The sequence below is a fragment of the Stenotrophomonas bentonitica genome (genome assembly GCF_002887735.1).
Lineage (GTDB): Bacteria > Pseudomonadota > Gammaproteobacteria > Xanthomonadales > Xanthomonadaceae > Stenotrophomonas > Stenotrophomonas bentonitica_A.
In genome coordinates this window covers 48,289-72,793 of sequence record NZ_PKQP01000008.1, presented here as the reverse complement: position 1 = coordinate 72,793, position 24,505 = coordinate 48,289, and the positions used below count along the sequence as shown (strand labels likewise).

The window sequence follows — 24,505 nt, the reverse complement described above, 5'->3', positions numbered from 1 at the left end:
GCGGCCCCCTTCTGGCCAAAATGGGATTTATGTCCAATTTGGCCAGAAGGGGTATAGTGGGCACATCCCGTCCTGGAGCGTGCCATGACCCTGCCATTGGATCTGCCCGGCCTTGAGAAGGCCACTGCCTCCTCGGTCAAAACCCGCGGCTGGCCCAGCCTGATGCGGACCGTCCGCGAGAAGCAGGCACTGGTGATCACCAACCACAATCATCCCGAAGCGGTGATCGTGGACATCAAGACCTACCAGGAACTGCTGGCCAAGGCGGTCGGCGGCGACCTCGATGAGCGCATGGGCGAGCTGGAACGCCTGCGCGCCGCGTTCGATACCACCCTGGCCGGCCTCGGCCGCGATGGCGGGCTGGGCAAGGTGCTGGGCCAGCCGATCCGCCGCGGCCGCAAGGTCGCCCTCGGCAGTCCGCTCTGACCGATGGGGCGGATTCTGGTCTTGGCCGGCGTCAATGGCGCCGGCAAAAGTTCGCTGCTGGGCATGTGGCTGGAAGAAGAAGGCCTGACCTGGTTCAACCCGGATACGTTCACCCGCCGCCTGGTGGAGGCCGGCTGGGCGCTGGGGGATGCCAATGCCGCCGCGTGGAACGAGGGCGCGCGCCGCTTGCGGCAGGCCATCGACGAGGGCAGCGACTTCGCCTTCGAAACCACCCTGGGCGGCAACACCATCCCGCGCCTGCTGCGCGAGGCCTGCGACCGTCACCACGTGGCCATCTGGTTTTGTGGCCTGCAGAGCGTGGAGCTGCACATGGCACGCGTCGCGGCCCGGGTCAGCCGTGGCGGGCATGACATCCCCGCCGACAAGATCCGCGCCCGTTACGATTCCTCGCGCGAGAATCTGCTGGCCCTGCTGCCGCACCTGGCCGAGCTGCATGTCTACGACAACAGCGCCCCGGCCGATGCCGACGGCGCCGAACCGCTGCCGGTGCTGCAGTTGGATCGCAACGGGCTGCACTACCCGGCCTCGGCGATCGAGCTGCTGCAGACGCCTGACTGGGCCAAGCCGATCGTGATGCGCGCCATGGAGCTGCACACCCCGGCGTGAGGGTTACTGCAATGGCCTGAGCAGCAGCAACAGGCTCAGTGTCATCCCACCGGTTCGTGGATCGGACACCCATTGAACCGCGAACGGAACTGTCGCGAAGCGGCCATTACCACGCGGCGCGCACGGTTCAAGCCCCCCAGCGGGCGATGCTCGGCCAGCGCGTGCCACGGGGCGAACGCCAGTGCGTCCTCGATGCCCGGTGAGCTGGCAGGCTGCCACGCTTCCTGCTGCGCAACGCTCAGGCGTGCAACCGGCAGGAACGGACTGTCCGCTTCCGGCCACTCGACCGACGCATCCTCGATCGGCATGCGTTCGACGTCGCGGCACAGCTGCACCCGCAGCTCCCATTCGACCGGATTGGGCAGGTCGGTGAAGAAGGACACCACTGCCTCTCGCTGCGCATCTTCGTCCGAGCCGATCTTGTCGCCGGTCAGCGCAAGCAGCGCCGGTGAGATCGGGGCCAGTGAAAACTTGGCCATGTAGGGACCATAGAGGAAGGGCACCTGACTGAAGAAGGTTTCGCCCAGCGGATGGTGTTGCGGCTCGCCGCCCATGCCTTTCAGCGTGGCACTTTCCCCGCCGACGGCTTCCAGCGCCGCCTCCGCGCCGCGCAGCGTGGCTGAGATCATGCGTTTGGTACGCGGCATCCGCTCGGTAGTGGCGGCCAGCAGCTTGGCCGAACGCAGGAAGCCGGCGACGCCGGGCGTGTTGAACGCCGGACCGTTGACCATCAGGAAATCCTGGGTGTGCTGTTCCTCCGCACCCTCGGCGCGCGGGCCTTCCACGCCGATCACCTTGAGCGCCATCGCGCGCGGGGTGGAGACCGAGTCTGGCAGCTGCTCGGCCGGTGGCGAAGACAGCCGGACCAGTGCGTCGTAGCTGCCCGGCCGCGCAAACAGGCCGTGTCGCAACTCGGCCGGCAACCCGTCCAATACACGTAGCCGGCCCTTCAACAACCCTTGGCCCTTGGCGTGCACCGCACGGTGGGCGTGGCCTTCCTGCTCGGCGACGGTCAGCGCCATGCGCGCGAATACCTCGGTCAGTTCGCGGATATGCGTGGCCTCATCTTCGTCGGCATGCTCGAGCGAGGCGTGGTAAAGAACGGGTGGGGGCAGTGACATGCAGGCTCCTGTTTGTGATCAAGGGCGGCGATCAAGCGCGGAAAGCGAAACGCGCTGCGCGGGGAGGTCATCTCCCCGCACAACGCAATGCCGGAGGAGAAACGGAACGGTCAGGCCGCAGCGGCCTTGGCATTGCCGCCGCCGGCCAGGGCCAGCAGGGTCAGCTTCTCGTCCGTGTCTTTTTCTTCCTTGAGCGTTTCCAGCAGCAGCGGCACGGCTGCCTTGTAGCCCAGCTGTTTGGCCAGCGCGGCAATCGTGCCGTAGGAGGCGATTTCGTAATGCTCCACCTTCTGCGCGCCACCAATCAGTGCGGCATCGCGGACCGGGCCCTCCTCGATACTGTCGATTGCCTCTTTGCCTTCCTCGACCAGCCCCTCCATCGCGGCGCATTTGATGCGCTTGAGCCGGATCCCCAGCAGTTCCACCACCTGGTCGATGCGCTCGATCTGGCCCTGCGTCTCTTCCAGGTGCGTCGTGAATGCGGCCGCCAGGTCGGGATTGGAGGCGGCGCGCGCCAGTCGGGGCAGCGCCTTGGTCAGCTGCTTCTCTGCACTGTAGATATCCGAGAGCTCGTGGATGAACAGGTCTTCTGCGGTCTTGATCGCCATGGAGGTACTGCCGTTGGGTTTGAGCATCCGACGCTAGGCGCGTGGGTGTTAGTCCAGCGCGCTTTGTTGTGAAGGCGCTCTGCACGCACCTTCAGGGCGCGTCCGGCCAGGCCTTGAGCAGCGGCAGCGGATCGTAGGCACCGTCGGCTCCGTAGATGCCCCAGTGCAGATGCGGCGGGGTGCCTTTGGCATTGCCGGTATCGCCGACGTAGCCCAGGACCGTGCCCTGTTCGATGACATCGCCACGTGCCAGGCCCTCGCGCCAATCATCCAGATGCGCGTAGTAATAGCGCTCGCGCGCAGGGCCCATCACCCAGACCTGGCGCCCGCCCAGGCCGCTTTCACGGATATCGGCGACGATCCCCGGGGTGGCGCTGCGCACCTCGGTGCCGCGCTTGGCGAAAATGTCCACGCCGGCATGCGTGCGGTCGCGTCCACGCGGTGCGCCGAACGTGTCGGCGACCTGGCGTGCGGCCACGCCCGCCACGGGGACGGGCAGCGCGGTCGGTGCAGGCATCTGTGACAGGCGCCAAAGTGCCCGCGGTGATTCCGCGATCGGGCTGTTCCAGAGCACGCCGGCCACCACGATGCAGACGACAAGGACGAACAGCCGCAGCAACCCGCGCCGCAGGCGGCGTGCAGGGGAGGCGGCGGGCGGCGATGCGCTCATGACACCGTTCTCCCGGTCTTCCGTGTACCCGTGCGCCCGGAGACATGCAGGTGCTCGGGCACATGCCAGCGCCATGGAAACTCGATCGCCTTGCTGATCCCGATCCGCGGCCCGACCACCGGTGCGACGGGGGGCGCCATCCCATCGGACACGATGCGGATGCCGCGGTCGTTACGGACCAGATCCGCGCCATCCAAGGCCTTGGTGATGCCCATCGCCTGCGACAGGCGGCCCGGGCCACTGGCCAGGTCGCGCTCGCGCTTGATCGCCGGACGCGCCTCGCGGATCAGCTGCAGCCCCGCAACCGGTTCCAGTGCGCGCAGCAGCACGCCCCAGCCTTGGCCGACGTCCCCACACACCGCGTTCGAGCCCCAGTGCATGCCGTAGCTGAAATAGACGTAGAGATGGCCGGCTTGGCCGAACATCGTGGCGGTGCGCGCGGTCATCCCGCGATAGGAGTGCGCTGCCGGATCCTGGTCACCCGCGTACGCCTCCACCTCCACGATCCGCCCGGCGCGACCGTCATCGCGCACCAGCAGTTTGTTCAACAGTTCCGGCGCTACCTCGGCCGGGTGCCGCTGATAGAAACGCCGCGGCAGAACCTTCCACGTCTTCATGACCTTCCGCGCAATGGATGCACCTTGCTAGTGTGGAACCAGCGCTTACTGTGACGCGCCGCGGGTCAATGCGCGATCAACGCCCCGCCATCGTCACGCCACGCTCGCCCCGCATTCGCGGCAGGTTGATCGAAACAGGGCAATCCTCGATGGCAGACACCGCCACCGCCAGCCACGCGCCATGCCCGCCAGAAAGCGCCTGAAAATCGCCACCTTCAACGTCAACGGTGTGCTGACACGGCTGCCCCATCTGCTGACGTGGCTGGCGCGCGAACAGCCCGATATCGTGGCACTGCAGGAACTCAAGGCCACCCAGGGGGCGTTTCCGGAGGCGGCGATCCGCGAGGCGGGGTACGGCTGCATCTGGCAGGGACAACGATCCTGGAACGGGGTCGCGCTGCTTGCGCGCGGCCAGGACCCGATCGAAAGCCGCCGCGGGTTGCCCGGCGACCCGAAAGACCACCAGAGCCGCTATCTGGAAGCGGCCGCGCATGGCGTGATCGTGGCGGGTCTGTATCTGCCCAATGGCAATCCGCAGCCGGGCCCGAAGTTCGATTACAAGCTCAAGTGGATGCAGCGGCTCCACAAGCACGCCAAAACGCTGGTCGCATTGCCGCATCCGGTCGCGCTGATCGGCGACTTCAACGTCGTGCCCACGGATGCGGATATCTACGATCCCAAATCGTGGCGCAAGGACGCGCTGCTGCAGCCCGAGGTCCGCCAGGCCTATCAGGCGCTGCTCGACCAGGGCTGGACCGACAGCCTGCGCGCGGTGCATGGCGATGCACAGATCTTCACGTTCTGGGACTACTTCCGTGAGCACTTCGCCCGCGACCGCGGGCTGCGCATCGACCATCTTCTGCTCAATCCGGTGCTCGCGCCCCGCCTGAAAGATGCCGGGGTGGACCGCTGGGTGCGGGCGCTGGAAAAACCCAGCGACCATGCGCCCACCTGGGTCGAGGTCGTGGCACCGCCCAAGCCCCGATAGCCGCAGCGCGATGTCGAAAACACCGCCGACGCGGTAGAGTCCTCGGGCAGGCCCTTTGCGAGGATATTGCCATGCCATATCGGAGAAAGGACATCGCCCCGGGCGTCGGCGAGGGCAAGCGGCTGCCGGCCGGCCCGGAGACCCCGGTGTTCTGTCGGGCGCGTGAGTATCCCGCCGGCACGATCATCGCGTTGCATCACCATCCGGACCGGCACCAACTGGTCTACGCCGAATCCGGCGTGCTGGTGGTGCAGGCCGGGGCAGGGCGCTGGGTGGTGCCCAGCACACGCGCGATCTGGATTCCTGCCGGCATGGGCCACAAGGTCAGCTGCATCGGCGCGGTCGGCATGCGCAGCCTGTACATCCTGCCGCAGGCGATCGCCCAGCCACCAGCCAGCGCCTCGACGGTCTCGGTCACGCCTTTGCTGGCCGCCCTGATTCATGCGGCGATGGACGTCGCGCCGCCGTATCAAGCCGATTCCCGCGACGGGCGGCTGATGCAGTTGATCCTGGATGAGCTGCAGCTGTTGCCGGTGCTGCCGCTGCATCTGCCGCAGCCGACCGACCCGCGGCTGCGCGCTATTGGGCAGCAGCTGGAATCCACGCCGGACGATCCCTCCACCCTGCAGGACTGGGCGCGCCGGCTGGGCGTGGACGTCAAGACCATCCAGCGCCTGTGCGCACGCGAGCTGGGCATGACCTTCGGGCAATGGCGCCAGCAGGCGCGTCTGCTGCGTGCGCTGGAGCAGCTGGCGCACGGCGAGAAGGTGATCGACGTGGCGCTCTCGCTGGGCTACGCCAGTCCGAGCGCCTTCACTGCCATGTTCAAGAAACGCTTCGGCCAGCTGCCGAGCCAGTTCTTCCATTGATGCGCGCGCCTCAGCGCATCGTGGTCTTCGGCAGGAACGCTGTCGCCAGCCCCAGCAGCGGCAGATACGAGGTGAAGTGGTAGACCCACACGATGCCGTGCACGTCGGCCAGCTTCCCGAGCCCGGCCGCGCCGATGCCACCGATGCCGAACATCAAACCGAACATCAGGCCCGACACCATGCCGACACGGCCCGGTACCGCTTCCTGCGCGTACACCACCAACGCCGCGAAGGCCGAGGACATCACCAGCCCGACCGCCACCGCCAACACTGCGGTGCCCATCAGGTTGGCGTAGGGCAGGGCGAGCGCGAACGGCGCAACACCGAGGAAGGAGATCCAGATCACCGCCTTGCGCCCGATCCGGTCCCCGACCGGACCACCGATGAAGGTACCCAGCGCGACCGAGGCCAGGAAGATGAAGAGGTACATCTGGCTCTGCTGCACGCTCAGGCCAAAGCGCTCGATCAGGTAGAAGGTGAAGTAGTTGGTGAACGAGGCGATGTAGACGAACTTGGCGAACATCAACACCGCGATCACTGCGATGGCCTGGATCACCTTGCCGCGGCTCAACCCGACGCCGTGGCTCTTGGCCAGGCTCTTCATCTTTGCCTGGCCGTGCTGCACGGTCCAGCCGGTGAGACGGAACAGCACGGTGATGGCCAACGCAGCCGCCAGCATGAACCAGGCAATGGCACGCTGCCCGTGCGGGATCACGATCAAGGCTGCCAGCAGCGGCCCGATCGCCGAGCCGGTATTGCCACCGACCTGGAAGGTGGACTGCGCGGTGCCGAAGCGGCCGCCCGAGGCCATGCGCGCCACGCGCGAGGCTTCGGGATGGAAGGTGGCCGAACCGATGCCGACGATCGCCGCAGCAACCAGCAGCATTTCGTAGCTGGTCGCCACCGCCATCAGGGCGATGCCGACGAAGGTGGCGATCATGCCCGACGGCAGCAGGTACGGCAACGGCCGTTTGTCGGTGTACATGCCCACCCACGGCTGCAGCAGCGAGGCGGTGACCTGGTACACCAGGGCGATGATGCCGATCTGGCCGAAGGTGAGCGAAAACTCGATCTTGAACATCGGATACACCGCCGGCAGCACGGCCTGGATCATGTCGTTGAGCAGGTGCGCGAAGGCAGCAGCGCCGACGATGCGGATCGCGAAACCCTGGTTGGGGGCCGGGGTGATCGGTTCGGTGGGGATGACGGGCGGGGCAGCGGTTTCAGTGGTCATGGGCCGGGATCAGGAGCGGGAGGGTGCCGATGCCTGAGTATCAGCGGCGTTGGCACCCGGAAGCGGACAGGCGACAAGCGTAGACCGCGGCTCGGGCCCCGTCTCTCGCGATATGGGCGGTGGTCGTCGCAATCAGGGCAGGCCCTCTGAAAAGCAGGCGGTACAGCCCAGGTGGTCCCGCGACGCGGCATACTCCCTCCGACTGCCGGACGGCAGCCCAGCGGAAAGGAGGACAGGATGTTGCCGATCAGAACACTCATGGTGGTGCTGCTGCTCTTCAGCACCTCGAGCTGGGCGAGGGTGCCCACCGACCCTGCGCAGGCCGAGCAGATCTTCACTCGCTGGCTGGCGGCCTACAACGCCGGCGACCGCCAGGAACTGCAGGCGGTGCTGTCGACCTACGGGATCGATCACACCGCGCAGCAGTATCTGGACATCCGCGAGACCTTCGGCCCGTTCGACGTGCTGACCAGGACCGTCGATACGCCCGATACCATCGCCGCCATCGTGCGGGGCACATCGAGCGATCGCGGGGTGCTGATCACCGTGGCCATCGATCCTGACAACAGACCCCGGCTCAAGACGCTGCAGCTGGAGGGCACCGAGATACCCGACGCATTCAAACCCGCGCGGCTTGAGATGCCCGCGCTCATCGCGCAGAGCCGCGCGCGATTGGACGGGCTGCAGGCAGACGGCAAACTCTCCGGCAGCTTCCTGCTGGCGAAGGACGGCGAGGTACTGATGACCTGGCAGGGTGGGCTGGCTGACCGCGAGCAGGGTGTCGCGGTCGATGCGGCCACGAAGTTCAGGCTCGCCTCGTTGAACAAGATGTTCACCGCAGTGGGCATCCTGCAGCTGGCCGAGGCTGGCAGGCTTTCGCTGGACGATACGATTGCCAGCCACCTGGAGGACTACCCCAACCAGGCGGGAGCCACGGCGGTCACGATCCGCCAGCTGCTCAACCACACCAGCGGCCTGGGCGAGATCTTCGACGACGCGTTCGAGACCCGCAAAGCGTCCCTCAAGACACTGCACGACTATTGGGCTGTGTACGGGGATGCAGCGCCTGCTTTCAAGCCGGGCACCCAGGACCAGTACTCCAACTACGGCTACATCCTGCTCGGCTCGATCATCGAGGCGGCCTCCGGGCAGCCCTACGAGGACTACATCGAGCAGCACATCTTTCGCGTGGCGGGCATGACGGCGACGGGCGCCATGCCGGAGGCTGCGCGCGTGCCCGGCCGCGCCATTCCCTACACGCTCAGCGACGGCCGCTGGGTGCGCGAGACCCGGACACTGCCGCTGCGAGGCACGTCGGCGGGCGGCGGCTACAGCACCGCCCGGGATCTGCTCCGCTTCGCCGAAGCGCTGCGCGCTGGCAGGCTGATCCCGGCCGCGGCGGTGCAGGCAGCCACCTCGCCGCAGAACACCAAAGGCTGGTACGGCTACGGCTTCATGGTGAGTGGCGAGGAAGAGCGGCGCCAGTATGGCCACGAGGGCGGGGCGCCCGGCGCGAATGCCGCGCTCATCGTGCTGCCCAGCCAGGGCTATGTGGTGATCGGGCTGAGCAATGTCGATCCCGATGCGATGGAGAACGTGGTCAACTTCGTCGGCAATCGCCTGCCGCTGTAACCGGCTCGCCTCAGCGCCAGCCCAGCAGTGCCGGCAGCGAGGACGCCAGCAACGCGATCCCGGAAACGGTGAGCAGGCTCAGCACGATCTGGCGGAAGCGCAGATCACTGATACCGATGTACACGCGGGTGCCGAGCAGGGTCGGGATCAACATGGCCGGCGCGACGATGGCGAACATCGGCAGCATGTCACGGGTGACGATGCCCGTCCCCACGTAGGTGCCCATGGTGACCAGCAACATCGACAGATTGAAGTTCTGCACGACGGAGCGCTGCACATCTCGCTCATAGCCGCGCAGCGTGCACCACAGCGTCGGCAGCGTGCCGGTGAAGCCACCCAGCCCACCCATGATGCCGCCAGCGAACCCCACCACGCCGTCCGCCGCGCGCCCGCCGGCGGTGACCCGCGGCAGCTGGCGTGACAGCAGCATGGCCGGACACCACAGCACCAGCAGGGTGCCCAGGATCGCCTTGAGCCAGTTCATGTCGAGCAGGGGCAGCAGGTAGACGCCCAGCGGGATGCCGGCCAACCCACCCAGAACGAAAGGCAGCAGGGTCTTCAGGTTGAAGCCGCGGCGCACGGTGAAGGCCGCCAGCAGCTGGCCGGTGAGGGCACCGAACACCGAGAGCGTCGCCGCGAGCCTGGGGTCCAGCACCCAGGCCCAGAAGGACAGCGCCACCAGCCCGAAGGCGAAGCCGGAAAGTCCCTGCACAAAGCCGGCGACGATGGCGCCCAGCGCGACAACCAGGTAGATCGAATCCACTGCCGCTCCTTACTGCCTGCCGGCGAAGGCATCGGTGGCGCGCACCAGCGCATCTGCCGTCGCAGGTTCCGTTGCACTGTGGCCCGACACGACCATCTGCAGCGATGCTTCAGGCCAGGCGCAGGCCAGATCCCACGCGCTGCGCGCCGGACAGATGATGTCGTAGCGGCCCTGCACGATCACGCCCGGCAGGTGCCGGATGCGGTCGATATCCCGCAGCAGCTGCCCAGGTTCGAGGAAGGCGTGGTTGCGGAAGTAGTGCGCCTCGATGCGCGCCTTGGCCAGCGTATGCAGCGGATCATCAGCGGACACCGCATCCACATCGTGCTCAAGCGTGGCGGCGTGATCCTCCCACCCCAGCCAGGCCTGCGCCGCCGCGATGCGGGTCGCTTCGTCCGGGCTGTCCAGGCGCCGCCAGTAGGCGGCGATCATGTCGCCGCGCTCTTCTTCAGGGATGTATGCCTCGTAGCGCGCCCAGCGCTCCGGGAAGATCCAGCGCGCACCGCCGTCGGCTTCGGCGAACCAGCGGTTCTCCTCGGCGCGGCCGAGGTACACGCCGCGCACGATGACACCGGTTGCGCGTTCCGGGTGTGCCTGGGCGTAGGCGAGTGCCAGCGTGGAACCCCACGATCCCCCGAACACCAGCCAGCGGTCGATACCCAGCAGCTCGCGGATGATCTCCACGTCCGCGACCAGGTGCTGCGTCGTGTTGTCGCGCAGCTCGCCGAATGGCGTGGAGCGGCCGCTGCCACGCTGGTCGATCAATACGATGCGATAGCGCAAGGGATCAAAGAAGCGCCGGTGCGTCGGCGATACCCCGGCGCCCGGACCACCATGCAGGAACACCACCGGGATGCCATCTGGATTGCCGCATTCCTCAACGAACAGGGTGTGCAGGTCATCGACCGCCACCTGATGGGTGCGGAAGGGTGTGATCGCCGGATAGAGCGTGCGCATGGTGGGGTCCTGCGGAAAACTGACCCCACATGATACCGCCCGGGTTCGTCGAGCCGCGTCCGTGACGCGTCACAATGGCGGCGGACTGTCCCTGTCGCGCTGAACGCGTGTCCGGTACGCGCGCACGTTGTCGCCACGGATGCGCCGTTCCTGCGTGCCGGTGATGGTGTCGACCTTGCGATCCGCGCCGGTCACCGGCTTGGCGTCGATGGTCGTTTCATGCTCGAACGCATGCGACTTATCGGTGTTGCGGTAGTAACGGTACAACGCCCAATACAACGCCGTCGCACCGGCGGGGCCGGCGGCAAGCAGCCAGAGACCACTGTCATCGCTCATGAGGCAGCTACCAGGAAGAAAAGCACGAGGGCTTCGATGATGGTGCCGGTGGTGAGCGCGGCCAGCAGCAGCTTCCACTGCTGCACCGGCACGCTGCCCATGGTTTCACCGGTGCGGCCGTTCACCGCGATGTAGTGCAGCATGCCGCCATTGCGGCCGGGTTGGTGGTAGGAGTAGAGCCACACCGGCAGGTACATCGACACCCAGCGGGTGCCATGCACGTCCACGCGTTCACGTTCCCAGCGTACGCCCCGATCGTAGCGGCGCACCGAGCCTTCCACCTGCGCGCGGGCGATCGACAGCAGCTGGTCCTCCAGCCGTGGGCGCAGCGTCTCGACATCGAGGTTGCGCTTCTCCGAAGTGAAACCGGCCAGGTAGGAGGCGTTCCACTTCAGCGCATTCTTGGTATCGAACGGCAGGATCGCGTTGATGATGTTGTTGGTATTGCTCTGGATGTCCAGATTGCCGCGTTCGGCGGAGGACTCCAGGGTCAGGTCGTCCACGGTGAAATCGACCTGGCGGTCGACCTGGTACACGTCGGCGTCGTAGTAGGTCTGCTTGTTCTTTTCGGTGCCGCGAGTGTACTGGCGCGTCTGGATTTCACCCTTGCCCGAGACGCTGGCACTGACGTTGCTGTCCACGATCATATAGGGCAGGTAGACGCCAGTGACGTTCTCCGGTGTGAACTGGTCCTTGAAGGCTTTCAGCGCGAACAGGCGCCGCTTGTCCACGAACTGCCGGATCCGCGCGACCGCGTCGTCCTTGCTGATGCGGAACGGAAGCACCGCATCGGGCACCGCGCCGTTGGCGATCTGTTCGTTGACCCCGAACACGTGGCGGCACCAGTGGCAGCGTGCGGTCATGGTGCTTTCGGTGTTGATGGTGACTTCCGCCCCGCAGCCAGTGCACTTGAAGCTCATCAGGCTGGCGGCGCCAGCGTCGATGTCGCGCGCACCGGACGCGATCACCGTACCGCGAAGCTCGCCGATCCCTTCGCCGAACCCGAACGCTTCCTCGACCCGGTCGCCGTGCCATTCGTGACGGCAGAACTGGCAGACCAGTACATCGGTGCCGAGTTTGAGCCGCGCATCGCTGGAGCCGCAGTTCGGGCAGCGGTTGACGCCGTCCTTGAGCTCGGCCGCAGAGGTGTCCAGCGCGGCCGGATCAGGCGCCAGCACTTCGTCGCGGATGGGCTGGGGCAGGGTGGCCGGGTCGATCGGGAAACTGCCCGGCAGCGGGGGCACGTCCCGGGGCGAACCCGGGCCGGTGACCGGCGCTGCCGGGGAAGGCGGCAACGGCGGCGGACCCGCCGGGATCGGCGGTGGCATCTTGGGGTCGGACATGGTGTCGGTGCGCTCGGTGTCTTACAGCCCCAGCGCCTTGGCCTTGAGCTTGTCGTAGTCGTCCTGGGTGATCAGGCCGAGGTCCAGCATCTCCTTGGCCTTCTTCAGCTTGGCGACCGGGTCGTCTGCGGCCGGGGCGACCGGCTGCTGCATCCCGCCGACCCCGAGCATGCCCGAGGCCATGCCGACGCCGACCAGGCCGGCGGCACCGCCGTTCTCGCCCGCCGACTGGATGCCCTGGGCCACGCTGGCCTGCAGGTTGGAGTTGCCGCGCGAGCCGGCCAGCGCATCGGCGCGCTGCACGGTCTTGAGTAGTTCACGCGTGTTGGCGTCGTACTCGATCGAGACGATGGCGGTCTTGACGATGGCCAGGCCGCGATCGGAATTCCACTGGTAGCCCTGCTCGACGGCAGCGGACAAGCTCTGCGCGAAGCCCAGCGAGTCCTGCTGCAGCTTGGTGATCCGGTTGCCCTTGCCCGGGTCGTTCGTATACAGGCTGAAGGCCGGGGCCAGCGAGCCCACCACTTCATTGAACAGCTGGCTGGCGGCGGCGTTGTCCAGATCGGTGAAATCGAACACCTGGCCCGGCTGCAGGTAGCTGGCCGGCACGAAGTTCTTCACGAACAGGATCGGATCGACGATTTTCAGCGTGTACGAGCCGCGCGTGACCGCGCCGACCTGCGTGCCGAGGAAGCCATCGTCCCAGTAGATTTCGGACTGCGTGCCGAAGCGGTTGTCCGGCAGCTCTTTCAGCGAGACGAAGAAGGCCGCCTGCTGCGACCCGGGCTGGCCGCCGAACTTGAAACGTTCCCAGCTCTGCTTGATCAGCGGACTGACGAAGCCGTCGCCGGCGAAGATCGACTGCGAGTTGGTATCGTCCGAGCGCCATTCATAGCCACCCGGCTCGGCGACGAAGCCGGTGATCGCGCCGTCCTGGAACAGCAGCAGGCCGTAGCCTTCGGGCACGACGATCCTGGAGCCGTTGGTGATGATGTTGGAGGAGGCGCTGGTGTTGGAGCCGCGCCCGGCATTGGTGCCGCGCGGGACCGCCGCGAACAGCGCTGCCGTGGAGGGCAGGCCCGTCGGCACGGTGTAGAAGTCCTTCCACTGGTCGGCCAGAACACCACCCACTGCACCTGCCACCGCCTGACGAAGACCCATGACCAACTCCCTGTGATTCGTGGCCGGGCACCGTGCCCGCCATGCTCGGCCGACTATATCAGCAGCCAACGCACCTGCATCCAGAACGCCGCTCTGCTCGTACAAGCGCCATGAACCCCAAGTCGCCGATCCCCCGGAAGTGGCCTACCATGGAGGCTGACCCGCCTGTTGCCAGGATGACGCCCTTCGAGGCCGCCCGGATGATTGCCGCCCCCGCTCAATCCACGACGGAGATCAAGACCTGGGCGGCGGAGATGGCGGCGGTGGCCGGCTCGCGCGACCGCGAGTGCTTCCTGCGCATCTACGACCACTTCATGCCGCGTCTGTGCCGCTACCTGGGTGGGTTGGGGGCGGCCGATGGCGTGGCCGAGGATCTTGCCCAGGAAGTGCTGCTCAAACTGTGGAACCGTGCCGACCTGTACGATCCGGCGCGCAGCAGCCTGGGCACGTGGCTGTACCGGGTGGCGCGCAACATGCATATCGACCGCGTGCGCCGGGAACATATCTGGGTGCATGCCCACGAGGTGGTCGAGCAGGCCGCCGAAGAGGCCGACGGAGGCGGCTCGCTGGCCGAGCGCCATACCGAGCACGTCAGGCTCAAGCAGCGGCTGGACGAACTCTCCGCAACGCAGGCCCGTTTGATCCGGATGTCCTACTTCGAAGCCAAGACCCACGCCGAGATCGCCACCGAGCTGCATATGCCACTGGGCACCGTGAAATCCCATATCCGACGCGCGTTTCTGCAGTTGCAGTCGCTGATGGGAGAGTCGCGATGAATCCTCGTCATCACCTGGACCCGACCACCGTCCTGGGCTTTGCCACCGGAACCCTGGCGCCGGAAATGTCGGTGGTCGCCGCGGCGCACCTGGAAGCCTGCGCCTACTGCCGGGAACAACTGCGCGCGGCCGAACGGGTCGGGGGACTGCTGCTGGAGCAGCAGTTGCCGCCGCCCTGCGCGGAGGATCGCCAGGCCGCGCTTCGGCAGACCATGCTGGCGCGCCTGGATGCCGCGCCAGCGGAGGATGGCATGCGTGCCCAGGCAGCGGTACGCGGCGCGCCTGGGCACGACCCGGATCAACTGCCCGCGGCGCTGGCGCCGCATTTCGGAACCTCCTACCGCTCGCTGAAATGGCGGTGGATGGCGCCGGGTGTCCACTGCATCCGCGCAGCGGCGCACCCGTCGTTGATCATGCTGAAAATAGCCCCGGGCAAATGCCTGCCCATGCACAGCCATGGCAGCAGCGAGCTGACCCAGATCCTTCGCGGTGCCTACGATGATTCACTGGGGCATTTCGCCCCCGGCGATGTGGCCGATCTCGACAGCCAGGTCGAGCATCAGCCGGTGACCACCCCCGGGGTGGCGTGCATCTGCGTTTCAGCGCTGGATGCGCCACTGGTCTTCAGCGGATGGTTCGCGCGGAAGCTGCAGCAGGTGTTCAAACTCTGACCGGGCAGGCCGTGATCGCGGCCGCTTCGAACACCTGCATCACCAAGGCCGGGGACATCGGCCGGGCAAGCAGGTAGCCCTGGACTTCGTCGACCCCCATCGCAGCCAGCACCTCCACCTGCGCCTGTTGCTCGACTCCCTCGGCCACGGTGAGGTAGCCCAGCTCATGCGCCAGATGATGGATGGCCGAGACCTTGGCGCGCGCCCGGGGATTGATGGCGATGCCATCGATCAACGATTTGTCCAGCTTCACGGTGTGGATGGGAAGGTCGGACAGATAGCTGAAATTGCTGTAGCCGCTGCCGAAGTCGTCGATCGCCACTGTGATGCCGGCCTGCGCCATCGCTGCGATATGGCCGATGGCCGGGGAGCCCGGACGCAGCCATTCGCCCTCGGTGATCTCCAGCTCGATCGTCGAGAACGGCAGCGCCCTGTGCTCGAGTTTGCTGCGGATGTCGTGCCATGCCGAGGCGTTGGACAGATAACTGCTGGAGAGGTTGATCGAGACCGGAATATCCAGCCCTTGGGCGCGCCACGCCTGGACCTGATCGAGCGCGGTGTCGAGCACCCAGTTGGTCACCTCGTCCATCAGGGCGGTCCGCTCGAAGACCGGAATGAACTCGGTCGGGCTGATCGACCCCAGGGTGGGGTGGGTCCAGCGGATCAGGGCTTCGGCCGAGACCGGGCGCCGGCCGTCCAGGGTGAAGCGGGGCTGGTAATCCAGGTGGAAATCGCCGGCCTGCAGCCCGCGTTCGGCATCGGAGGCCAGGCGGTAGGCGCGGTGCATCTTTTCGTCGCGCTGTTCGGAGTACCAGCAGAACGGCCGCCGTGCGTCGAACGCACCGTGCATGCTGACCAGCAGCCGCCGCAGCAGGTCGTGGCTGTCTTCTTCGCCCGGTCCGACGGCGCAGATGCCGGCATGGAAGCGCGGCGACATCGGCACTGCCGCGGCCATCAGCGGGCGCAGCATGCGCGTTCTCAACTCCAGGATCAGCGCCTCCACCTGGGCTGCGGCCGGCATCTCGACCACGAAAGCAAACCGCGTCACCCCCACGTGGTACACCGTGGCCACGCCCTCCAGCGCGGCACGCAGGCGGACGCCGGCGCGCCGGATCAAGGCCTCCAGCGGACGCAGGCCCAGCACCTGGCCCACCTGGTTGGCGCGTGGAATATCGAGGATGTCCACCGCGACGGCGTAGGCCGTTCCTTCAGTGCAACGCGCCAGGATGCCGGGCAGATCCGCATGCAGCTGGTGCCGGCTCGGCAGCCCGCTGACCGGGTCCAGCCGACCGGACATCGCACGCAGCTCCAGCTGCGCGACGACCAGTTCGGCCAGGGTGGCCAGCTGATCCTGATCACCCTCGTTGAACGTGCGCGGGCGTGTGTCCATGACGCACAGGGCACCGATGGCGACCCCGTTCTTTGCCACCAGCGGTGCGCCCGCGTAGAAGCGCAGATGCGGGCTGTCGGTGACCAGCGGGTTGTCGCGGAAGCGGGGGTCCTGGCGGAGATCCGGAACCACCAGCACGCCATCGGCGGTGACGGCGTGGGCGCAGATCGAGGCGCGGATGTCGGTCTGTGCCATGGGCAGGCCGATCCGGGAAAGGAAGCGCTGCTTCACATCCCCCAGGATCGAGACGAATGCCACCGGGGCATCGAAGGTGTAACCGGCCAGCGCGGTGAGCCTGTCCAGTGCAGGCAGGGACGCCAGACCGTCGACCTGCATGGCACTGAGGACCGCGCTGCGTTCGTCGCGTTGTGAGGTGGGGGGGCTCATCGTGATTCGACTGGGGGTGGAGGCCACGGCCGAAGCCGGAAAAGTGGGCCTCCTGTCCCTTGCCGCTCGAACCGGCGGCGTTCCTTCCAGGCTATACGTACGACACACGCACCTGGATGCAGTTACCAGTCGGTGGGCGCGTAGTCCTTCAGGAACTGACCCCAGACGTGCTCACCGGTGTTGATGCCGTGGATGATCGGGTCGACAATGCGGGCGGCGCCGTCGACGATATCCAGCGGCGGATGGAAGCGCTCTTCCTTCACTTTCTTGGCCGCGATATCCGCCGGATCCTCGTCGGTCACCCAGCCGGTGTCGACGCTGTTCATGTGGATGCCGTCGTTCTGGTAATCGGCCGCCGAGGTGCGCGTCATCATGTTCAGCGCCGCCTTGGCCATGTTGGTGTGCGGGTGGCGGGTGGTCTTGAAGTTGCGGTAGAACTGCCCCTCCATCGCCGAAACGTTGACGATGTGCTTGTCACGCTCGGGCGTGCGCAGCATCAGCGGCTTCAGGCGCGCATTGATGATGAACGGTGCGATGGCGTTGACCAGCTGGGTTTCCAGCAGCTCCACCGAGGGCACTTCGGCCATCAGCATGCGCCAGGAGTTGCGCCCGCGCAGATCCACCTGCTGCAGGTCCTGGTCCAGGCGACCGTCCGGGAACAGATGCTGCTGCGCCACCAGCTCATCGTCCAGCAGCGGCACCTGCGACAGCTCGGCGGCACGGGTCAGGCCGTTGGCGGCATTGAAGTCGCGGCCCTGGACCACCGGCAGCCCGGCCGAGGCGGTGGTGCCGAGCAGTTCGGCGCTGCGCAGGCCTTCGTAATCGCCGATCAGCTTGCGCAGCGTGTCCGGTACCTCGTGCAGCGGCGCGGTTTCACCGGCCATCATGTGCGCATAGAACTGCGGCGGGCGGCGCACGGTCTGGCAGGCGTTGTTGATGATGAAATCCAGGCGCGGGCGGGTGGCCAGCAGTTCGCTGCAGAAGGCCTCCACGCTGGGGGTGTGGCGCAGGTCCAGGCCGTACACCTGCAGGCGGTGGCCCCATTCGGCGAAGTCGGGCTCTTCGGCGTAGCGCGCGGCCGAGTCACGCGGGAAGCGCGTGGTCACGATCAGGTCGGCGCCGGCGCGCAGCAGCTTGAGTCCGGCCTGGTAGCCGATCTTGACCCGGCCACCGGTCAGCAGCGCGACGCGCCCGCTCAGGTCGGCGGTTTCGGTGCGCTTGAAGAAGTTCAGCTCGGCACAGGCCGGGCACATCTGGTCGTAGAAATGGTGCAGCTGGGTGAACTTCTGCTTGCACACATAGCAGTGGCGCAGCTCCGGGGAATGCACCGGCTCCGGCGCGGCGGCGGCATGCTCGCCATTGGAGGCGTCATGCAGGCCGGCGGCATGGGGCGGGAAGTAATTCGGGGTGCTGAACACGGGCTTGCGGCGCAGGGCGCGGATGCCGGTCTGCTCCAGCAGTGCCTCGGCCTTGGCCACTTTTTCCTGGTGCCGGGCCTTGGCCTGCTGTTTCAGCTTCGCCCGCCGCGCCTTGGGCTCGGGGTGGTAGACCTTCGCCACCACCTGGTGCAGGCGGGTGCGGTCGGCGTCGGGCAGCGTATCGAGCACGCTGCGGTCGGCTTCGATGGCCTCCAGCAGGTCCAGCGCGGCGCGCAGCCGGTCGGTCAGGGGCAGGTCGTCGTCGGCAGGGGGCAGGGCGATGGTATTCAATTCGGGTCCGGGAAAAGCAGCAGGAAGACAGGCAGGCGGGCGCCGCGCGGTGGCCCCCGACGGGGCATGCGCCGGCAGGCCGGGGCAAACGATGGGCGGCTATTGTCCCTGATCCTGGGATTTGGTGCTGAGCGGCGCCGTCTGGCTCCACATCCGCTCCACACCGCCCCCCATAGAGTGGCCTCCACCCAATCGATGGCCCTTCCCCGTGAGCCTGCAGACCTCCGTGTCCCTTCCGCTTCCCCGGCGCCCGTTGCCGGACAGTTGCCACTTCGAGCTGCTGGATGTGAGCGCCCTGCAGGACCCGAGCAGCGGCCGTATCGTGCATCTGTACTCGATGGTGGCGCGGTGCCTGTCCTGTGAGGTGGTGTTCAACGCCCGGGAAGGGGAAGGATTCGTCAGCACCTCGGCGGCGCGCCTGCTGCGCTGCCCCACCGGCTGCGGCGAGCAGTCCCTGAAGGGGGCCGCATTGCGCCAGTGGCGTGCGGCGGGCGTGTGCGGCACCTGATCCGATCCGGGCAGCCGCATGAGCATGCGGACCCGCAGCTGCAGGGTGCGGATCTGCCGGCCGATGAGCACGCCAGATCCAAGAACAACGTCCAGCCCTGATCGGCACGAACGTCTCGCTCGCTCAGCCTGACGCGAGCGAGGCCTGCAGCGCAGTGGCCAGCGCGGCGTCACCATTCACCAATTCGGTCCACTTCAGGGTGAGGCCATTCCGTTTTCCCTTCGGCACCAGCTTCAGGCCGTCGGGATCGATGGTCAGCGTGTACGCCTGGTCGCCGATCTGGACCTCCCGGCGCACGGGTTTATCGAGCGGGGTCATGGGGGATCACGGCTTCGGCGGGGATTCGCGCTTCGGTTCCGCGCTGGTCCCGGTGTCGTGCCCGGAGTCCTGCGCCTCGGAGGCGGCCGTTCCACTACCGCCACCGGGCACGTTGCGCGACGTATCGCCCGCGGCCGGGGCGGTGGCAGGCTGCTCGATCGTATCGGCGTGCTTGCCTTGATCAGTGTGCTCGGCCTGGCTGCAGGCAGACAGCGCCATCGTGGCAAGGGCGGTGAGCAACAAGGTGCGCATGACGATTCTCCGGGAGTGATACCACTCCGGTTTGTAACGCTGAGGCTGTTGCTGATCCGTGATCACCTCGTTGATCACTCTGTGACGACAGCGGCATGGAGTACCCTTGCCGCCGTCGATGCTTAGCCGTTCCGTGGTCTGCGGGCGGGGAGCCGGCGTGTTACGGAGCAGAGTAGACATCATGAGTATTCCCGAGGGAGTGGACGAGAACCGGCGCGGGCACGGCCTCACACGACGAGGCTTCCTTCTTGCGGTTGGTTCGGTTTCGCTGCTCGCGGCCTGTCGTGATAAAGCGCCTGCGGTGGCAACGCCCGCCGCAGCAGCGCCGGCGGCCAGGACCGATACCGCCTTCCTCTCGCTGTCCCGCGCCCTGACCGACAAGAACGACCTTGACCCGGCCACGGCCGAACGGATCGAAAAGGCGTTCGCCACCCTGCAGCCCGACCTGCATGCGCAGTTCCCCGCCTTGGTCACGCTGGCCGGGCAGGTGAGCGGTGCCACGACGCTGGTCGCCGCCGCCGGCGAGGCCAAGCCCGCGGCGCTTGCCATCATCACTGCCTGGTATACCGGCACGGTGGGCAAAGGGGTCCACGCCGTGACCGTGTCCTATCGCGATGCGCTGATGCAGCGCTGCGTGGACGACGGCCTTTCGCCACCGACCTATGTCCAGGGCGGACCCGCCTGGTGGACCGCTGAGCCGCCGGCCCCGATTCGAGCCCACGCATAAGCCTGCGCGGTTCTCTTTTTCCTGTTACTGATCTGGAATCCCTCTCATGAAAGCTCCGGTTTTCCGTGATGGCGACGTCGATGCCGACGTCGTGATCGTCGGCTCGGGCGTCGTCGGTGCATTGATCGCCCACCAGCTGGTGCGCGCCGGCAAATCGGTTCTGGTCCTCGAGGCCGGGCCCCGCTTGAACCGCTCCGATGTGGTCGAGAACTGGCGCAACGTCAGTTTCGAGCGCCGTATCGGCAGCGACTTCCAGGGGCCATTCCCGCAATCGAAATTCGCGACGGCGCCGCTGTATTTCCCGGCCAACGACTACGTCGGGCTGACCGGGCCCGATGCCAGCAGCTTCCATCAGGGCTTCATCAAGGCCGTCGGCGGCACCACCTGGCACTGGGCGGCGTCGTGCTGGCGCCATCTCCCGGTCGACTTCAAGATGCAATCAGCCTATGGCGTCGGTCGCGATTGGCCGATCAGTTACGAGGACATCGAGCCGTACTACTGCCGTGCCGAGGAGGCCATGGGCGTGTCCGGGCCGAACGACCCGGCGCAGCAGAGCCCCTCGGAGCGCTCGAAGCCCTACCTGGCCGACATGATTCCGTGGGGCAACGGCGACAAGGTGTTCGCCGAGGTGGTCAATCCGCACGGCTACAACCTGGTGCCGATTCCGCAGGGGCGCATGATCAAGCCGTGGAATGACCGGCCTGCCTGCTGCGGCAACAACAACTGCCAGCCGATCTGCCCGATCGGGGCGATGTACAACGGCGTGCACACCGTCCAGGCCGCCGAGGCGCTGGGCGCCAAAGTGTTGGCCGAATCGGTGGCGTACAGGATCGATACCGACGACCAGAACCGGGTCACCGCGATCCACTGGTATGACAGCGACAAGGTGAGCCACAAGGCCACCGGCCGCAGTTTCGTGATCGCCTGCAACGCGCTGGAAACACCGCGCCTGTTGCTGCTGGCCGCCAACGAACAGAACCCGAACGGCATTGCCAATTCCTCCGACCAGGTCGGCCGCAACATGCTGGACCACTCCGGCTTCCACTGCTCCTTCATTGCCGACCGGCCGATCTGGCTGGGACGTGGTCCGGCGCAGTCCAGCTGCATGGTCGGGCCACGCGACGGGGCGTTCCGCTCGGAGTACTCGGCGACCAAGATCATCCTCAACAACATCAGCCGCGTGGCGATCGCCACCGACCAGGCCTTGAAGATGGGGCTGGCCGGTGAGGCCCTGGATGCGGAAATCCGCCGCCGCGCGATCTACGGGGTGGACCTGTCGATCAGCCTGGAGCCGCTGCCGGATCCGAGCAACCGCCTGACGCTCTCCAAGACCCGCGTCGATGGTCATGGCCTGGCCTGCCCGGACATCCATTACTCGCTGGGCGATTACGCGCGCAAGGGCTACGACAAATCCTGCGAGCAGCTGCGGCACATCGGCAAGCTCTTCAATGCCGAAGAGTTCGTCATCACCACGGCGCTCAATGCCAATAACCACATCATGGGCTCGACCATCATGGGTGCCGACCCCCGGGATTCCGTGGTCGACGGCGACTGCCGCGCGCATGACCACCCGAACCTGTGGCTGCCGGGTGGCAGCGCGATGGTCTCGGCCAGCGTCGTCAACAGCACCCTGACCATGGCTGCGCTGGCGCTGCGCGCGGCCGATGCGATCGAGCGTGCCGCATGAAGACCTTCCTCCTCATCGCGTTCGGCCTGCTGGCCGGGGGCAGCCAGGTTGCACGCGCCGACGAGACGGTCGAGCGCGGTCGCTACCTGTCCGTGGCCGCCGATTGTGTGGCCTGCCATACCAGCCCGAAGCAGGGCAAGCCGTATGCGGGCGGTTATGCGATCGCCTCGCCACTGGGCGAGATCTGGGCCAGCAATATCACCCCGTCCAAGAGCCATGGCATCGGCAACTACACGGAAGGCGATTTCGCCAAGGCGGTGCGCGAGGGCGTGCGCAAGGACGGCGCGCATCTGTATCCGGCGATGCCCTACACCTCGTACGCGAAACTGACCGACGATGACATCCACGCGCTGTACGTCTATTTCATGCAGGCCGTCGCGCCGGTGGATGAAGAGGCGCAGACCACCGAGCTGCCGTTCCCCTTCAGCGTCCGCTCGTCGATGGCGGTGTGGAATCTGCTGTTCCTGGACAAGACGCCCTTCAAACCTGATCCGGCGCAGAGCGCCCAGTGGAATCGCGGCGCCTATCTGGTGGAAGGGCTGGCGCACTGCTCCAGCTGCCACAGCCCGCGCGGGTTGATGATGCAGGAGGTGGGTGGCAAAGCCTTCGCCGGCGGTTCGTTGGGTGACTGGTATGCCCCCAACATCACCTCCCATCCGATCAGCGGCATCGGCGGCTGGAGCGATGACGAACTGGCCCGATACCTCAAGACCGGCCGGGTGGAGGGCAAGGGACAGGCCGGCGGCGGCATGGCCGAGGCGGTGACCAACAGCCTCTCCAAGCTGCGCGATGAAGACATCAGCGCCATCGTGACCTACCTGCGGACCGTGCCTGCGGTGGCCGACAAGGACGCCACCCGCGCCGCCTTCGCCTGGGGCGATGCCGCCAAGGCGCCCGGTGAGCAGCCGGTGCGCGGCACGGACGCGCCGATCACCTCCGGTGCGGTGCTGTATTCCGGCCTGTGCGCCAGCTGCCACGGGCCGCAGGGCGAGGGCAGCAAGGACGGCTACTACCCGTCGCTGGTGCACAACAGCACCGTCGGCATGACCCGGCCCCAGAACCTGGTGGCCACCATCATCGGCGGCATCGACCGCGAGGTGGATGGCCAGCATGTGGTGATGCCGCATTTCTCCGAGGGCTCTTACGTCCAGGCGTTGAGCGATGCCGATATCGCCGCCGTTGCGACGTATGTACGGACCAACTTCGGCCCCGGTGATCAGGTGACGGAAGCGCAGGTCGCGCTGATCCGCGACGGCGGTGAGAAGCCCTTGCTGGCCAAGATCGCACGCCTGTGGCTGCCGCTGCTCATCCTCGGGCTTGCGGCGTTCGTGGTGGTGATCGCGATGGTGCGACGCGCCTGGAAGAAACGCAGGCTGCGGAGGGCCTCGGCATGAAATACACCCCCTGTCTGATCACCCTTGGTCTGTTGGCGGCCGCGACCAGCGTACCGGCCTGGGCGGCCGACGCCGAGGCGCCCAAGCCGAAACCGGTGGATACCATCGCCCAGACACCGCTGAGCGCGGCGTGGGCGGCCCGGATATGGCTGCAGGACCGCGGCGTGACCCCGAGCGCCCGGATCGTGGTCGCCACCGGCGTCAACAGCGACGGTTACAAAGGCACTGGCTGGTCGACCGCCGAGCACGTCGACATCGGCGCGATGATCGATACCGGCAAGGCCTTCGGTGTTGACGGCACGATGCGCGTGGTCTTTTCCGACCGCTTCGGCAACGCGGTCAACGACCGCTCCACCGGCTCCTACGTGCAGAACCAGGCCTTCTACGGGCAGGGCCAGAACCTGCGTTTCAATGAACTCTCCTACGAGCGCTGGCTGCTGGACAAGCGCTTGAGCCTGAAGGGCGGCTTCTACTCGATGGGCAACGACTTCGGCGGTCTGCCCTATACCTGCAATTTCAACAACAACGGCCAGTGCGGCCACCCGCTGGGGCCGATCTACAGTTCCGGCTGGCTCGACAACCCTACCGGCCAGTGGGGCCTTCGGGTGAAATGGGCCGACCCTTCCGGCTGGTACGCCCAGACCGGCATCTATGACGTCGTGCCGATGCGCAAGCAGGCCGGCAGCGGCTTCCGGGTGTCCGACCGTGGCAAGACCGGTCTGTTCCTGCCTGTCGAAGTGGGCTACAGCCACGGCAACACCGGCGCGCATTACGGCGGCACCTACAAGGTGGGCTACTACCTGGACACCTCCAACGCCGACGATATCGGCAATCCGGCGGCGCCACATGCCTCCCATCGCAGCGGCTCCTACATCCAGCTGGCGCAGCGCGTGCTCAAACCCGAAGGCGACACCGTGCGCGGGGTGTCGGTATTTGGCGTGGCCACGCGCGCGGATGCCAAGACCGGCCTGATGCGTTACTCGTGGGAGGCCGGCCTGAGTTGGCGCGGTGTCGTGGCCTCGCGCGAAGACGACGTGCTCAGTCTCGCCTGGACCCGGCTGGACATCTCCGACCGCCTCGCCGAGTACCAGCGCATTACCGGCAAGGACGTGCAGAGCAACGAGCAGTTCGTCGAGCTGAACTACGGCGTGCAGGTCACCCCGTGGCTGATCCTGCGGCCCGCGGTGCAGTACGTCGCGCGGCCGGGTGCGTATGACAGCCGCCCGGACAGCTGGGTGTTCACGCTGCAGGCGCAGGCGACGCTGTGAGGGGGGCGAAAGGGCGCCCGTAATGCAGGCGCTCTGTCCGGGACCATGCGACCGTACGGTGGCGCG

At 66.8% G+C, this 24,505-nt stretch carries 25 protein-coding genes and 1 pseudogene; 12 read left to right on the top strand and 14 right to left on the bottom strand.

Annotation, left to right across the window (positions count from 1 at the left end; genetic code table 11):
• The first annotated feature begins 84 nt into the window (after positions 1 to 84).
• Both C0R07_RS14680 and C0R07_RS14675 read left to right on the top strand, forming a co-directional pair.
• Positions 85 to 426 (top strand): type II toxin-antitoxin system prevent-host-death family antitoxin, encoded by a 342-nt coding sequence (locus C0R07_RS14680; RefSeq protein ID WP_102789273.1) that lies wholly within the window; start codon positions 85 to 87, stop codon positions 424 to 426.
• Positions 427 to 429: 3 nt separating this feature from the next.
• Positions 430 to 1,053 (top strand): hypothetical protein, encoded by a 624-nt coding sequence (locus C0R07_RS14675; RefSeq protein WP_046274099.1) that lies wholly within the window; start codon positions 430 to 432, stop codon positions 1,051 to 1,053.
• 41 nt (positions 1,054 to 1,094) lie between these two features.
• Here the strand turns inward: C0R07_RS14675 and C0R07_RS14670 are convergent, their stop codons facing one another.
• The 4 genes from C0R07_RS14670 to C0R07_RS14655 all read right to left on the bottom strand — a co-directional run bounded on the left by C0R07_RS14670 (position 1,095) and on the right by C0R07_RS14655 (position 4,069).
• Positions 1,095 to 2,174, bottom strand: coding sequence for a catalase family protein (locus tag C0R07_RS14670; protein ID WP_070474031.1), 1,080 nt, complete (start codon positions 2,172 to 2,174; stop codon positions 1,095 to 1,097).
• Between the two features lie 110 nt (positions 2,175 to 2,284).
• On the bottom strand, positions 2,285 to 2,782 hold the full coding sequence (locus C0R07_RS14665) for a ferritin-like domain-containing protein (protein WP_070427396.1): 498 nt from the start codon (positions 2,780 to 2,782) through the stop codon (positions 2,285 to 2,287).
• 91 nt (positions 2,783 to 2,873) lie between these two features.
• Complete coding sequence (locus C0R07_RS14660) at positions 2,874 to 3,452, bottom strand: M23 family metallopeptidase (RefSeq protein WP_102789272.1); 579 nt, start codon at positions 3,450 to 3,452, stop codon at positions 2,874 to 2,876.
• Complete coding sequence (locus C0R07_RS14655; RefSeq protein ID WP_102789271.1) at positions 3,449 to 4,069, bottom strand: DNA-3-methyladenine glycosylase; 621 nt, start codon at positions 4,067 to 4,069, stop codon at positions 3,449 to 3,451. The genes C0R07_RS14660 and C0R07_RS14655 overlap by 4 nt, the downstream gene beginning before the upstream one ends.
• Before the next feature lie 181 nt (positions 4,070 to 4,250).
• Here C0R07_RS14655 and xth point away from each other — a divergent pair.
• Together xth and C0R07_RS14645 are read left to right on the top strand one after the other, a co-directional pair.
• Positions 4,251 to 5,051 (top strand): annotated as a pseudogene (xth, locus tag C0R07_RS14650) (exodeoxyribonuclease III); the annotation flags it as partial.
• Between the two features lie 77 nt (positions 5,052 to 5,128).
• Positions 5,129 to 5,926, top strand: a complete 798-nt coding sequence (locus tag C0R07_RS14645) for an AraC family transcriptional regulator (protein WP_102789269.1) — start codon at positions 5,129 to 5,131, stop codon at positions 5,924 to 5,926.
• Between the two features lie 10 nt (positions 5,927 to 5,936).
• Here C0R07_RS14645 and C0R07_RS14640 read toward each other — a convergent pair whose 3' ends face one another.
• Positions 5,937 to 7,160, bottom strand: a complete 1,224-nt coding sequence (locus C0R07_RS14640; protein WP_217350027.1) for an MFS transporter — start codon at positions 7,158 to 7,160, stop codon at positions 5,937 to 5,939.
• 237 nt (positions 7,161 to 7,397) lie between these two features.
• Here C0R07_RS14640 and C0R07_RS14635 point away from each other — a divergent pair, with 237 nt between their 5' ends.
• Positions 7,398 to 8,792 carry a serine hydrolase domain-containing protein gene (locus C0R07_RS14635; protein ID WP_254427864.1) on the top strand — a complete coding sequence of 465 codons (1,395 nt, stop codon included), beginning with the start codon at positions 7,398 to 7,400 and terminating at the stop codon, positions 8,790 to 8,792.
• Between the two features lie 10 nt (positions 8,793 to 8,802).
• Here the strand turns inward: C0R07_RS14635 and C0R07_RS14630 are convergent, their stop codons facing one another.
• From C0R07_RS14630 to C0R07_RS14610, 5 genes are all read right to left on the bottom strand, one after another.
• A complete protein-coding gene (locus C0R07_RS14630) occupies positions 8,803 to 9,555 on the bottom strand; it encodes a sulfite exporter TauE/SafE family protein (RefSeq protein WP_070474045.1) in 753 nt (250 codons plus the stop codon).
• Positions 9,556 to 9,564: 9 nt separating this feature from the next.
• A complete protein-coding gene (pip, locus tag C0R07_RS14625) occupies positions 9,565 to 10,512 on the bottom strand; it encodes a prolyl aminopeptidase (protein ID WP_102789267.1) in 948 nt (315 codons plus the stop codon).
• A gap of 69 nt (positions 10,513 to 10,581) precedes the next feature.
• Positions 10,582 to 10,848 carry a hypothetical protein gene (locus C0R07_RS14620; RefSeq protein ID WP_070474049.1) on the bottom strand — a complete coding sequence of 89 codons (267 nt, stop codon included), beginning with the start codon at positions 10,846 to 10,848 and terminating at the stop codon, positions 10,582 to 10,584.
• A complete protein-coding gene (locus tag C0R07_RS14615) occupies positions 10,845 to 12,191 on the bottom strand; it encodes a hypothetical protein (RefSeq protein WP_102789266.1) in 1,347 nt (448 codons plus the stop codon). Before C0R07_RS14615 ends, C0R07_RS14620 begins: the two co-directional genes overlap by 4 nt.
• Positions 12,192 to 12,212: 21 nt before the next feature.
• On the bottom strand, positions 12,213 to 13,352 hold the full coding sequence (locus C0R07_RS14610) for an SPFH domain-containing protein (RefSeq protein WP_102789265.1): 1,140 nt from the start codon (positions 13,350 to 13,352) through the stop codon (positions 12,213 to 12,215).
• A 176-nt stretch (positions 13,353 to 13,528) separates the two neighbouring features.
• Between C0R07_RS14610 and C0R07_RS14605 the strand changes: the two genes are divergently transcribed.
• Together C0R07_RS14605 and C0R07_RS14600 are read left to right on the top strand one after the other, a co-directional pair.
• Complete coding sequence (locus C0R07_RS14605) at positions 13,529 to 14,128, top strand: sigma-70 family RNA polymerase sigma factor (protein WP_019183684.1); 600 nt, start codon at positions 13,529 to 13,531, stop codon at positions 14,126 to 14,128.
• On the top strand, positions 14,125 to 14,799 hold the full coding sequence (locus C0R07_RS14600; protein ID WP_070474053.1) for a ChrR family anti-sigma-E factor: 675 nt from the start codon (positions 14,125 to 14,127) through the stop codon (positions 14,797 to 14,799). Before C0R07_RS14605 ends, C0R07_RS14600 begins: the two co-directional genes overlap by 4 nt.
• On the opposite strand, the gene C0R07_RS14595 is transcribed toward C0R07_RS14600, so the two are convergent.
• A complete protein-coding gene (locus C0R07_RS14595; protein WP_070474055.1) occupies positions 14,789 to 16,576 on the bottom strand; it encodes a bifunctional diguanylate cyclase/phosphodiesterase in 1,788 nt (595 codons plus the stop codon). The two genes, C0R07_RS14600 and C0R07_RS14595, sit on opposite strands and share 11 nt — an antisense overlap.
• Before the next feature lie 122 nt (positions 16,577 to 16,698).
• The gene (locus tag C0R07_RS14590) at positions 16,699 to 18,285 is read right to left on the bottom strand and encodes an SDR family NAD(P)-dependent oxidoreductase (RefSeq protein ID WP_102789264.1); all 1,587 of its coding nucleotides are present in this window, start codon (positions 18,283 to 18,285) and stop codon (positions 16,699 to 16,701) included.
• 208 nt (positions 18,286 to 18,493) lie between these two features.
• Between C0R07_RS14590 and C0R07_RS14585 the strand changes: the two genes are divergently transcribed.
• The gene (locus C0R07_RS14585) at positions 18,494 to 18,793 is read left to right on the top strand and encodes a hypothetical protein (RefSeq protein WP_046272818.1); all 300 of its coding nucleotides are present in this window, start codon (positions 18,494 to 18,496) and stop codon (positions 18,791 to 18,793) included.
• 123 nt (positions 18,794 to 18,916) lie between these two features.
• Here the strand turns inward: C0R07_RS14585 and C0R07_RS14580 are convergent, their stop codons facing one another.
• Positions 18,917 to 19,111, bottom strand: coding sequence for a hypothetical protein (locus tag C0R07_RS14580; protein ID WP_070474059.1), 195 nt, complete (start codon positions 19,109 to 19,111; stop codon positions 18,917 to 18,919).
• Positions 19,112 to 19,117: 6 nt separating this feature from the next.
• Positions 19,118 to 19,363 carry a hypothetical protein gene (locus C0R07_RS14575; RefSeq protein ID WP_070474060.1) on the bottom strand — a complete coding sequence of 82 codons (246 nt, stop codon included), beginning with the start codon at positions 19,361 to 19,363 and terminating at the stop codon, positions 19,118 to 19,120.
• A gap of 181 nt (positions 19,364 to 19,544) precedes the next feature.
• Between C0R07_RS14575 and C0R07_RS14570 the strand changes: the two genes are divergently transcribed.
• From C0R07_RS14570 to C0R07_RS14555, 4 genes are read left to right on the top strand one after another with little or no spacing between them, the layout of a single operon-like run.
• Positions 19,545 to 20,090 carry a sugar dehydrogenase complex small subunit gene (locus C0R07_RS14570; protein WP_102789263.1) on the top strand — a complete coding sequence of 182 codons (546 nt, stop codon included), beginning with the start codon at positions 19,545 to 19,547 and terminating at the stop codon, positions 20,088 to 20,090.
• Positions 20,091 to 20,136: 46 nt separating this feature from the next.
• Positions 20,137 to 21,777, top strand: coding sequence for a GMC family oxidoreductase (locus tag C0R07_RS14565; RefSeq protein WP_102789262.1), 1,641 nt, complete (start codon positions 20,137 to 20,139; stop codon positions 21,775 to 21,777).
• Positions 21,774 to 23,171, top strand: coding sequence for a c-type cytochrome (locus C0R07_RS14560; protein ID WP_070474065.1), 1,398 nt, complete (start codon positions 21,774 to 21,776; stop codon positions 23,169 to 23,171). Before C0R07_RS14565 ends, C0R07_RS14560 begins: the two co-directional genes overlap by 4 nt.
• Positions 23,168 to 24,439 carry a carbohydrate porin gene (locus tag C0R07_RS14555; RefSeq protein WP_102789261.1) on the top strand — a complete coding sequence of 424 codons (1,272 nt, stop codon included), beginning with the start codon at positions 23,168 to 23,170 and terminating at the stop codon, positions 24,437 to 24,439. The genes C0R07_RS14560 and C0R07_RS14555 overlap by 4 nt, the downstream gene beginning before the upstream one ends.
• Positions 24,440 to 24,505 lie beyond the last annotated feature (66 nt).